Below are 12071 nucleotides of genomic sequence, written 5' to 3'. Positions count from 1 at the left end.
AATAAAAAGACTAAAAATATTTTTAGGTATTTTTAGTCTAGTTTTAAATTTTTTTACTTTATCTTCAACTTATTGTAAATGTCTTTCTGATTCTCTTTTTTAATTAGAAAGATCAAACTCCCTACTTCGATCAAACCAACCATTGAAAAAATGATATTCTTCGTATTATTTTCGCCTGTTTTAGGTAGCTCTGGTGAAGTAGTTGTTGTTTTTGACGCCTTTTCACTTACAGGTTTACTTTTTTTATTTATTTCTTTTGTAATATCGGCTCCCTTATTTTTCTTATAAACGTAAGTAATGGCTTGTTCTTCTTTTTTGTAAATTCCCTCAGTTGCTCCATTTGTATCTATCAATTTATATCCAGCTATTTCTTTGGACTCTGACTTGTAACTTTCCCTAGTTTTCCGGTCAAAATCACTGATTCACTTATCGGATTTCCTGTTTTATCTTCGTAGTTTATTGTTACTTTTCCAGTCTCAATTAAAGGTTCTTCTTTTTGATAGACATAAGTAACGACGGCTTCTGCTTGTTTAAATATTCCCTCTTCTGTTCCTCTGGTATCTATCAATTTATATCCAGTTATTTCTTTTGAGTCTGACTTGTAACTTTCCCCTAATTTACCTGTCAGAATCGTTGATTCACTTAGTCTTTTCCCTGATTCGTCTTCGTAGTTTACTGTTACTTTTCCTTTTTCTACTGGCTTCTCTTTTTTACGATAAACAATTGTAAATTCTTTATCTTCTTTTGAATAGACGTCATTTATAGATTCATTATTACTCACTAAGTATCCTTCTATTGCAGGGGCAACATAGTTAAAATCAGACCCAACTTCTGCAGATATTTTTTCACTCTCACGAATTTTATTTCCTACTTCATCTGTAAAATGAATCGTATACTGAGGATTTCTTAAATCAATATTTATCACTTTATCTTTGTTTTTCTCATAATAAAATGGTGCTTCTTCGTCTTGAGAGACAATGATATAGTTTTCTACCATAGGATCAAGGTCAGTAGATTGACCAATTAATTCGATTTTGCTAGGGAGATTGGCACTAAATAAACCATAGCTATAATCAGACTTTAAAAGTTCTTTGGATCCGTCTGGTTTAATCAAATTATAGTTAATTGTTATAGATCCTGTATCACCATACATTACATCAACCCGTCTAATTTCTTTTCCCCTTTCTAATTCTAGAGAACTTAAAGATTCATAAGTAAAACTAGTTTCATTAAAAAATTCAGTAGTCTGATCTTGATATAAAATTGAATAACCCCAATAAGTATAATTCGAGCTTTTCAGTATCCAATCCAGTGGTTTATCACGTAACTTTTCATCTGTCAGACTACTCCAAGTAGGTGACTCTTTTGTTATCAAGAAGTCTTCAGGAGGAAACGACGATCTATGCATGCCAGCAAGGACTCCTGATTCAGTATAGTATAAATTCGTAGCCCACTGGTTTACAGTAAATTCTTTTTCAGTTGAAGTAGCCTCCGCACTTACGGCGCCGCCTATAAAACTCATCAATAAAACCAAAAATATTTTTAACTTAATTTTCATTTTTTATTCTCTCCTTCTCCACGATTATTATCAGTAACCATGTTCATTTAACTCAATATCATTTATAATATAAAGTATGGAGCAACTCTAGAGTCAAGCATAAAAGAGAGATTATTTGGACTACTTAATCGATGAACTTGTAGAAGATAATTTGATTAAAATTGGGGACGTCAGTAAACTCTATGATATTTCTATAGATACATTAAGATATTACGACAAAATCGACCTTTTAAAACCTGCTTTAGTCACAGATACTGGCTATCGGTACTATTCACCTAGACAATTAGATACAATTGATTTTATCCAAACAGGAAAATCAATCGGTATTCCTCTAAAACAATTAGCCGATATCGTTTCAAAAAAAACAATTTATCAATTATCGTAATTTGTTTGAAAATCAATATGATGAAATCACTAAAAAAATTGAAGAACTAGAATTACTTAAAAATACAACATCAAGATTAATCGATAAAATTAAAGAAATTGAAACCTACTTATTACAACCAAGAGAATTCAAGAACAGACTTTTCGAGCAAGAAATAGATATTGAATTGTACACTTTTTCAACCAAGACATTTCTTAACGTAGAGAATCCTTTTAAAATATATTCTCATCCCTTTCATGTTAATCAATGGTCGTTATTAGAAGTACAAGAGAATACATTACAAATGTCTGCTGAGGGTATCTCACTTAATAATCTTGAAAAATTAGATAATCAGGTTCATTTGAAACATTTAAAGGGAACTTACCAATCTGCTCAAAAATTAGGAACGTATCATGAGATTTTTGATTTTTGCATCGAGCAACGAGAGAAACTAAATTTTGAACATGTCTACATTCGCTTTGAATTTTACTTCGCCTCTAAACAAATAGAAGACTATCAATATTTTGTTACTATCTTCTTTGAATAAATAAAAAAACAAGCAACGAAAATCATGGTATTTTCGTTGCTTGTTTAATTTAATTATTTTTACAGTTTATGTAATCAAGTACCTCAGTACGATAATTGTGTCTAAGCTCGATTTCTTTCAAAAAATCATTATCGTGGACTTTGGACGTTCCTTCTTCTAAAAGCTTCTTATAAACATCAATATAAGGAAGCTCTGAATTTATAGCTGTTTCAATTTCTTGATCCACATCATATTCAACTTGTTTGAAATTGACTTGAGGGACTCCTTCTGAGTTTATTTCTAAAATGGCATACTGAGAATAACCTTTTTTCCTCAGATTTTTATTGAAACAAAAAGGATAACCAACAGATCCTGGGTTGATAATTAATTGCTCAGAACTACTATATTTCAACATTTGATGATGAATATGACCATAGATAGCCATATCAATACCAGGTGATTCAAATAAAGCATCAAAGTTTTCTTGTTTTTCAGTTGGAAGTAAATCTCTACCATAATTTTTATTGGGTAAATTATGAGAGACGCTGATAGTCAAACCGTTAATAGTTCTAGTCATATTTAGAGGTAGATTCTCCAAGTCATTTATATTCTTCTCACTCATTTTTGAAAGTAAATCTATTCCTAATTTTGCAATAAACACATCAGAAGGATCATTCATATCAATTTCTTTCTTTGAATAGATATAAAGGAATAAATCATCCCAATTTCCCTTAACCCAAACAGTAGGATTCAGGTCATAGATTCGATCAAAAATCTCAGTTGAACCACTATCATGCATGATCACATCTCCTAGAATCCAATATTTGTCAATATTTTCTTTTTTGGAATCCGCAATAACTGCATCAAACGCCGTTGTATTTCCATGTATATCTGAAAACAGAGCAATTCTTGTATTCATTAATTTACACTCCAGACTGGTTTTAATAAATTATACCATAATTGAAATTTGTGGAACCATAAAAAATAAAATTATAAGCTAGTGTAATTTTTAATGTCTTAATATTTTATAGCAATTAAAATTATTCATTTTTAAACTAATAATTAAGAGAATAAAAAAACTCATTAAAGAAATTTATTTGTTTTTATCGCATCAATATATATATCAACTGTTTTAGTTCCTGACTTAATAGTCTATACTGTAATTAATGGATAAAAATAAATTATTACGTATTGGAGGAGTATGAAATGGCAACCTATGAAGAAACGACTAACTATATCTTAAAAGATAAATATATATCTGACATTTTGAATAATAGTAATTTATCGGAAAAACATAAATATGAACTTATCTATCGAATTGTCGCTGATTATTCTCATATAAAACGTGTTCCAACTAGTTTATATACTCAAGATAATTTACCCACTGATTATATTTCATTTGATATTGAAACAACTGGACTTGCATACTCTGACAAGATGATACAAATTGCTGCAGTTAAATACCAAAATTCGAAAGAAGTCGATTACTTTTCATCATTTATTGACAGTGATGGTAAAGAGATATCCACTCCAATAAGCTACCTTACTGGTATTACTAATGACGATTTAATTGGCGCTCCTTCGCTAAATATTGTTATGTCTCAATTTATTGATTTTATTGATGATTTACCTTTAATTGGTCATAACATTACTTCTTTTGAATTACCTCGTATCAAAAAATGGGCTGATATTGACTTAAGATCTAAAGTTGCAGTTGACACATACGATTTTTCTTCAACATTGCCTTTAGAAATTGATAACTATAAATTAGAAACTCTTAAAAATTACTACGGGATTGAAGCTAAAAGCCACAATGCTCTTGATGATAGTAGAACCACTGCTATCATTTTTGAAAATTTTAGAAATAAAAACTTTGCCAAAAAAATTCATTCCCTATCAATTAAAGACACTTTAAATGGCTATACTTTTTGCTATACAGGTGCAATAAAAATGGGACGCACTACATTAGAATCTTATATTACGTCTAGAGGTGGTAGAGTAGTCAAAGGGATGTCTAAAAAAGTCGATTACTTAATCTGCTCCCCTCAAATAGCTAAGAATCTAACTGATGGAAAGAGAAGTAGAAAAGAGATAAAATTTGAAGAATTAATTAATGACGGTTTTGATATAAAAAAAATATCAGAAGAAGATTTTTTACGTATGATTGGAGAAAATTAATATGGTACAGAAAATAAAAACTAGCTCTAATGAGTATTGGTTAATTGAACAAAAAGATATTTTTCAAAATATTTTAATAGGCGATGCAGTCAGATTAACCCGACAAAAATCAGATGATTATTTTTTTATTCACGATGTTCAATTAATAAAATCAAATAAAATAAAATCTTATGATGATATTCTCGATAATGAAATACTATTTTTTAACTATGTAAAGCGTATGAAAGAAGTTCCTGTTAGAAATTTTATTACTGAAGATTTTGATGTGAAAAAATATCTGGTTGACTAGAGATGTACAAATATCATCTAATAAAAGTTAAAAAAAAACTGTTTTAACAAGCTCTATAATTTTTTAGGTCTAATGAATTTATTCTAATTCATTAGACCTATTTTTCATAATAAATAAAAATGGAAAGAGTTACAGTAAAAGATAAAAAACGCTCCTCCACAGAAGAAAATATACGGAAATCATCTAATCTCAGTTCATCTGAATTGAACAGTTTTATTGTCTCTTTTTCTAACTCACTTTCCGATTTTTCAATAAAATCACTTCTTTTAGTTAATATTTAAATCTAATCATAACACTTTACTTATTTCGATAAATTTATCTTTAAAACAAATAACTCAATTCATCTATAAAAGCTAACATTGGTTCTGTTAAATACTTATCTTTTAAATAACTTATCACAACTTCACGAGTTGGCGGATCAACGATTTCAATTCCCTCAATTTCTAAATGTTCCAAATTACTTTTGAGCTGATGAGGTTGAATAATGACTCCCACCTCTTTTTCAACTAATTGAAATTGTGCCATAGGAGAACTGATTTCTACTATTGGATTCAGTCTAATATCCTTTTTCTTAGACCACTCTACCAATAACTCTCTTCCGTAATAGCCTGAAGGAAATATAATTAAAGGTAACTTGATAATGTCTTCAATCTTTATCTTTTCTGGTAGCTCCTTTTTTAATCTGCTTGATACAAATAAATCATAAGTTTCTGTAAAAATATTCTTTTGAATAATTTTATCCATATTTTCTTGTCTAATCCCTAACGCAAAGTCAACTTCATTTCGAAGCAGTTTCTGCTCAATCTCTACGGATGCAATAATCTTCAGTTTAATATCTGGATAAGTCTCATGAAATTTAGCAATCAATTCTCCCATTCGATAATCTAAATCGGATGGTAACATGGCTACTCGTATTTCCCCTGTTTTCTCTTCTTTTAAATCAGCTAATTCCCCTTGTAAATTAGTCAAAACCTGAGTCATCTCAGTTCCATAATTTTTAAGTAAGCGACCAGCTAGTGTTAAACTATTTTTCTTTCCAATTCGATCAAAAAGAGGTAAACCAATCTCATCTTCTAAATTTTTAATCTGTTGACTTAAACTAGGTTGACTAATCCCTAATCTAAAAGCTGCTTCTGAAAAATGAAGTTCTTCTGCTAAAACTAAAAAATAATTAATTTGCCTTAATTCCATATTATCAACTCCATTAACTATAGGATAAACCTATTGTTTTTATCATTATAATAGTATGGTTTTATCATAATTGCTACTTTATACTACGATTATGATTTAAGAAATGAGGTTTTTACAATGAACAAACGATATTTTATTATTTTAGTCTTCGCACTTTCACTAAACTTAAGGCCTGCTATTACAGCAGTTGGACCTTTATTAACCGTTATAAAAGAGGATTTACAAATGGGAAATATTAGTGCCAGTTTACTGACAACTTTACCAGTCTTTTTTATGGGAGCTACATCTTTATTAGCACTTTTTCTAAGTAGAAAATTTGGTGTTGAATGGGCTTTAGCTATTTCTTTAATAGCTATTTTCATCGCTTTAATTAGCCGGTTATTTGTGACAAATGCTTTTACACTAATTTTAACAGCTCTTTTAGCAGGGATTGGTATTGGCATTGCAGGACCGCTAACTATTGGATTGATTAAAAAATATTTTCCTAATGAACCCAGTTTAATGAGTTTTTATTCTAGCGCCATGGTCGCAGGAGCAGCTATAGCTTCTACATTTGCCCAACCTTTATATCAAAAATTTAATAATTCTTGGCAGATTGCTCTTAGCTTTTGGAGTTTATTCGCTTTAGGGGCAGCTATTCTGTTACTTCCTCTACTAAAAAAAGAAACAGCACCTATTAATGTTATGTCAAATAACAAAACAGGAACTGCTTCTAAAAACTGGTGGTTAATGATTTTCTTCTCACTGATGGCAGCTATTTTTTATTCTTTAACAGCTTGGTTAGCTCCTTATGTCCAAACTATTGGTTTTTCAAAAGTTCAATCTGGACTCTTACTTAGCTTATTTACTCTTATTCAGCTGCCTGTCAGCTTTATTATTCCACGCCTAGTTGGAACTAATCAGAAAACTAAAAATCTTTTGATTGGTTGTGGATTATCTGAATTAATTGGACTAATTTTACTTTTACTACACGTTTCACCTTGGATATTTGTTATTTTCCTAGCTTTAGGAGCCGGTGGATTGTTTCCACTTGCTTTAACGTTGCCACTATTAACTGCTAAAACATCTGAAGAAGCCATTAGTTTATCTGCCTTCATGCAATCAGGAGGATTCATGGCAGGTTCACTTGGTCCGCTACTCTTTGGTGTTTTTACCCAAACTAGTCACTCCTTTAACTTAGCTTGGCTATTAGTTCTTTTATTTGTTTTGTTGATGATTGGTCCCGTTAGATTTATTTTTTCAGTGCAAACATCTAAATAAAATAAAGCCAACAGATTTAGAGATGATCCGTTGGCTTTTTGGGTATGGATTACTAAAGAACTAGACAATAAATTTTTTGATAATTCATCTTTTACAATTTTTATTGTATTTTTTAGAAGTTTTTTTTAATTTTTAAACCAAATGAACTTAGCATAACAATAGTGAACCCAAACAATTTTCATCTTTTTAGATCGTTCAACATCCTTAAATGTAATCACAATTATCAATCAAGTACTTTGATAAGTATTAAAATAAACAGCAATATTTTAATGGAAAAATAGAACATTAGAAAAATTGATTTGACAATATTCTAACACTTATTATTCCATTACCCAACAAATGCTTCTAAATTTTCTATTCTTACTAAATATTTTTCAATAAAATTATAAAGTTTTTATATCAAATTTTTATCAATATAAATTAAATTATATTATATTGAATATACTTAACTATATTATCTCAAACATATAAATCTACTTATCTCCTATTCTTCTGTATCTTTTTCTCGAATAATTTCTTCTATATCTTCTGGGCTAAAATTTATTATTCCTTCACCAAAAAAATCATCCAAGAATCTTATACTCGGTATTTTAGAATCTCTTTCTATTTGTTTTGCAAACTCAAATGCACTTAATGGTTTTCCTTTTTTAAAATCATACTTGTAATCATGTGCGTCTTCAAAGTTTCGATTATGTACAAATCTTCTTGAAATACCTTTAATTTCTGTATTGGAGGTTACTATTTGATCCCATATTTTTTGATTATAAGTCCACATGGCATTTGTTTGCTCTCTTTCAGTCTCTTTTCCTTTATTAATTTTTACAGTTTTGCTATCAACATCATGAACTACAACATGTTTTATTCCAAAATGAGTTAATATTTTTTGATAAAAAACCATGTTTGATTTAGATCCTGTATTTAAAACAAAAACTTCCCTGTAGTCCGAGTAAAATTTTTTGATTAATTCCCTATAAATTATAGCTTCAGTATCTCCTTCAACTAAGATTACTTCATCTGCAAAAAAACTTTCACATATATGAGGATTAAATCTATTCATCATTTGCAAATAATCTTTCTCTTCAGAAGTATATAAATCAAAATCTACTTGTCTAGTCTTGGTAATGCTATTTTGTCTTTCTTTCTCTAATCTAATTAAAGATGAATGTGTTTTAGATGTATCTATCATTAACGGAGAATGAGTAGCACACATAATCTGATACGGACTATTTTCTGCCAATTCATATAATTGATCTCTTAATGAAAAAATCGCTGAAGGATGCAAGTATAATTCTGGCTCTTCAAATAAAATAAGATACTCTTTCTCTTCTTTTTTTATTTCTGCTCCATATGTTGATAAAAAACTAAAAAAAGCTTGCCTCATAATTCCATGTCCATTTTTATCTAAACTATGAAAGTTTTCGTCATTATAATCACTAACTATATTCTCAGCACTATTTTGAGATTTGTTATTATCACTTTTACCTACTTTTATACCATGAGTAGACTTTAATGTTTTAGTAATATCCACACCTGAGTCCTGAATAGGTGCTATTTTCAAACTATATTCAGGAAATGTTTTCTTAAAAAAATTTGTCATATCACTATTAATTTTTGTTATATCCTCAGCATTTGAAATCTTACCCTTTAAATTTTCTAAGCTAGTTATAATGTTATCATAATCCTCTGAATATTCTGTCTCTAATTTTTTTATATGATTTTTAGTGATTATATCATTTATTAATTTCTCTAAATCTTCGCTAGAAGTAACTGCATTAATCATTATTGCACTAGGAGCATATTTTTTTAATAATGTATCAAATCCTCCAAATCCCCCCTCAATGTACTGCCCTTCTTTAGGACTGTATGTCTGCTTCTTACCCTCTTCATTAATATTTGACCATGTCTTCTTTATAGATATTCTATTATTCTTATCAACCCAATTTTCAATCCAGGAAGGTTCTCCTTTAGATAAGTCTTTATCTTTGGAATCATCAGGCTCGGAAATAAATATCCCCTCTATTTCGATTTTCTCTGTTGTATTAAAATCACTGAAATCTTCTATAGTAGCTCTCTTTTTAGGTGATACAAAAAAATCATATGCATGTAAAAATGTTGATTTTCCATTATTATTTTTTCCTATTAAAAAAATGATATTTGATTTATCAAAACTAATCTTATTTTCATTCCCTTTTAAACCTCTAAAATTATGTACAATTAATTTTTCTAATTTCATACCTTGTCATCACTACCCTTTCTTTTTACACTTACCCCTAAATAGTTCTTTATGGTAACATATATGTATCTTATTTTACATTAACCAAGATTTTTTAGATAGTCTATTTATTCACATTTATATCTTATCATTTAAGGCTACAAATAAAAAATTCTGTTCAACTAAGTGTAACCTATCCATAACTATAAATGAGGTACAAAAACGTTTAGGTCATAAAGATGTTAAAACAACTATGAATATATACAGCCACGTAACACTACAACAAGCAGAAAATACTAGCGAAAAACTAGCTCAATATTTAGGATTCTAAAGGAGTTTTTATGGAAAAATACAAACAGTTCAAATCAGTAGAGGAAGGAAGAGAGTGGGGGATCGATTATATAGTAATTGGAGCAATAAAATTAAAAATAAAAAATATATACTTTTCAAAATTTGTAAGAAAATCGATAAAAAAAGGGATTACGATTCCCCAAAAGATATTATTAATCAATATCTTGGAGAACGCTATCAGCATATCAATAGTTATCTTCGTTTTGGAAAAAAAGATAAAAATATAAACGTTAAATACTTAGCAAAAATTATGAGTAGACAAATTGCTAATGCTCCAAAGCTAAATGAAAATATCATTTTTTATCGTTATCTAGATTGTAACACTTTAAAGAATATTGAGACTTGTAGAAAAGATAAGCCTTTTATTGATAAAGGATTCATGAGTACTTCATTAACTAATATTAGAAGCAAACCCAATGAAGATAATACGTGCTTACTTAAAATATTTGCTGATAAAGGTTCTCAAGGAGCTTATACTCACCTAATGGGAACTGAAACTTCTCCTGGTAATTATGAACATTATTACGAACAGGAATTCACTTTCCAAAAAGGCTCTAAATTGTATCCGTTAGGAAAAATTTATGAAATAAAGATTACTACACCTTCAGATGACGATTTTACTATCTCGGTTCTTGATTGTCATCTAACAAATAGATAGTTTTTTAGATAGCATTCCTTAAATGAAGGCAAACAAAAAAGCTAGAAACAATGATATAATAACGTTTCTAGCTTATCTATTAGTGTTATCCCACACTGCCTTCCATCTCATAACTGATAAGCCTATTAAGCTCAACAGCATACTCCATTGGAAGTTCTTTCGTAAATGGTTCCACAAATCCCATAACAATCATCTCTGTCGCTTCTTCTTCACTTAAGCCACGACTCATTAGATAATACAATTGTTCTTCTGAGATTTTTGATACTTTTGCTTCGTGTTCAAGTGCCACATGGCTATTATGAATTTCGTTAAATGGTATCGTATCACTTTTCGATAATTCATCCATGATAATCGTATCACACTCAATGTGGGAGATTGATCCTGGGCTATTTTTAGCAAATGTTACTTGTCCACGGTAGTTCACTTCACCGCCATCTTTTGAGATTGATTTTGAGACGATTGAACTTGATGTGTTTGGTGCGTTATGAATCATTTTAGCACCTGTATCTTGAATTTGGTTAGCTCCTGCAAATGCCACTGATAGCATTGTTCCACGAGCGCCTTCTCCTTCAAGGTAAACACTTGGGTATTTCATGGTAGTCTTAGCACCTAAGTTACCATCGATCCACTCAATTGTCGCTCCTTGTTCTGCTCTGGCACGTTTTGTAACTAAGTTATAAACGTTGTCAGACCAGTTTTGGATGGTTGTATAACGACAATAAGCATCTTTTAATGTAAAGATTTCAACAATCGCTGCATGAAGACTGTTACTTGAGTAAGTTGGTGCTGTACATCCTTCAACGTAATGTACGCTAGCTCCTTCGTCTACTACGATTAGTGTTCTTTCAAATTGTCCTGTGTTTTCCGCGTTAATACGGAAATAAGTTTGTAGTGGCACATCTACTCGTACCCCTTTTGGTACATAGATAAATGTTCCACCTGACCAAACAGCTGAGTTTAATGCCGCTAATTTATTATCTGTTGGTGGCACTAATGTTGAGAAATATTGTTTGAATATTTCTGGATACTCTTTTAAAGCTGTGTCTGTATCAGTAAAGACGATTCCTAATTTTGAAAATTCATCTTTCATATTGTGGTAAACCACTTCTGATTCATACTGTGCTGACGCTCCAGCTAAGTATTTTCTTTCTGCTTCTGGAATACCGATTCGCTCAAAGGTTTCTTTGATTTTATCTGGTACATCATCCCAGTCACGAGCTGGTTTATCACTTGGTTTTTGGTAATATTTAATTTTTCCAAAATCAATATCTGATAAATCTGGTCCCCATTTTTGCATTGGCATTTTGTTAAAGGCTTCTAATGATTTCAAACGGAATTCTAGCATCCATTCCGGTTCATCTTTTTGAGCTGAAATCTCTCTAACAACATCCTCTGTTAATCCTTCTCCTGTACTGAAGATTGGTTTAACATCATCATGAAAACCAAATTTATATTCTTCTAACTCTGGTACTTCACTCATTTTT

Annotated in this window: 11 protein-coding genes and 1 pseudogene; 6 read left to right on the top strand and 6 right to left on the bottom strand. The window is 30.1% G+C overall.

The features are described 5' to 3' along the window. Positions 1-53: 53 nt before the first annotated feature. Together H9L18_RS15500 and H9L18_RS15395 are read right to left on the bottom strand one after the other, a co-directional pair. Positions 54-353, bottom strand: a complete 300-nt coding sequence (locus H9L18_RS15500; protein WP_185847408.1) for an LPXTG cell wall anchor domain-containing protein — start codon at positions 351-353, stop codon at positions 54-56. Next, a pseudogene (locus H9L18_RS15395) lies at positions 342-997 on the bottom strand (MucBP domain-containing protein); the annotation flags it as partial. The pseudogene H9L18_RS15395 and the gene H9L18_RS15500, both read right to left, overlap by 12 nt. A 676-nt stretch (positions 998-1673) precedes the next feature. Here H9L18_RS15395 and H9L18_RS05950 point away from each other — a divergent pair. Both H9L18_RS05950 and H9L18_RS05945 read left to right on the top strand, forming a co-directional pair. After that, a complete protein-coding gene (locus H9L18_RS05950) occupies positions 1674-1943 on the top strand; it encodes a MerR family transcriptional regulator (RefSeq protein ID WP_126791903.1) in 270 nt (89 codons plus the stop codon). A gap of 1 nt (position 1944) precedes the next feature. Beyond that, the gene (locus H9L18_RS05945) at positions 1945-2469 is read left to right on the top strand and encodes a hypothetical protein (protein WP_126791905.1); all 525 of its coding nucleotides are present in this window, start codon (positions 1945-1947) and stop codon (positions 2467-2469) included. Between the two features lie 49 nt (positions 2470-2518). Here the strand turns inward: H9L18_RS05945 and H9L18_RS05940 are convergent, their stop codons facing one another. Beyond that, the gene (locus H9L18_RS05940) at positions 2519-3367 is read right to left on the bottom strand and encodes a metallophosphoesterase family protein (RefSeq protein ID WP_126791907.1); all 849 of its coding nucleotides are present in this window, start codon (positions 3365-3367) and stop codon (positions 2519-2521) included. Between the two features lie 287 nt (positions 3368-3654). Between H9L18_RS05940 and H9L18_RS05935 the strand changes: the two genes are divergently transcribed. After that, positions 3655-4626: an exonuclease domain-containing protein gene (locus H9L18_RS05935; protein ID WP_126791909.1), complete on the top strand. Its 972-nt coding sequence runs from the start codon at positions 3655-3657 to the stop codon at positions 4624-4626. Between the two features lies 1 nt (position 4627). Continuing rightward, positions 4628-4915: a hypothetical protein gene (locus tag H9L18_RS05930; protein ID WP_126791911.1), complete on the top strand. Its 288-nt coding sequence runs from the start codon at positions 4628-4630 to the stop codon at positions 4913-4915. A 321-nt stretch (positions 4916-5236) separates the two neighbouring features. Here H9L18_RS05930 and H9L18_RS15495 read toward each other — a convergent pair whose 3' ends face one another. Then, the gene (locus H9L18_RS15495; RefSeq protein WP_126791913.1) at positions 5237-6106 is read right to left on the bottom strand and encodes a LysR family transcriptional regulator; all 870 of its coding nucleotides are present in this window, start codon (positions 6104-6106) and stop codon (positions 5237-5239) included. A 117-nt stretch (positions 6107-6223) separates the two neighbouring features. Between H9L18_RS15495 and H9L18_RS05920 the strand changes: the two genes are divergently transcribed. Next, the gene (locus tag H9L18_RS05920; protein ID WP_126791915.1) at positions 6224-7366 is read left to right on the top strand and encodes an MFS transporter; all 1143 of its coding nucleotides are present in this window, start codon (positions 6224-6226) and stop codon (positions 7364-7366) included. 484 nt (positions 7367-7850) lie between these two features. On the opposite strand, the gene H9L18_RS05915 is transcribed toward H9L18_RS05920, so the two are convergent. Further along, entirely contained in the window at positions 7851-9599 is a 1749-nt protein-coding gene (locus H9L18_RS05915; protein ID WP_126791917.1) for an ATP-dependent nuclease, read from the bottom strand. Positions 9600-9963: 364 nt separating this feature from the next. Here H9L18_RS05915 and H9L18_RS05910 point away from each other — a divergent pair, with 364 nt between their 5' ends. Beyond that, on the top strand, positions 9964-10587 hold the full coding sequence (locus H9L18_RS05910; RefSeq protein WP_187559361.1) for an ADP-ribosyltransferase: 624 nt from the start codon (positions 9964-9966) through the stop codon (positions 10585-10587). 85 nt (positions 10588-10672) lie between these two features. Here H9L18_RS05910 and sufB read toward each other — a convergent pair whose 3' ends face one another. After that, the gene (gene sufB / locus H9L18_RS05905) at positions 10673-12067 is read right to left on the bottom strand and encodes a Fe-S cluster assembly protein SufB (protein WP_126791921.1); all 1395 of its coding nucleotides are present in this window, start codon (positions 12065-12067) and stop codon (positions 10673-10675) included. Positions 12068-12071 lie beyond the last annotated feature (4 nt).

The organism is Vagococcus carniphilus (genome assembly GCF_014397115.1).
GTDB classification, from domain to species: domain Bacteria; phylum Bacillota; class Bacilli; order Lactobacillales; family Vagococcaceae; genus Vagococcus; species Vagococcus carniphilus.
The sequence above is the reverse complement of the archived record's forward strand: the minus strand, read 5'-3'. Positions and strand labels throughout refer to the sequence as shown.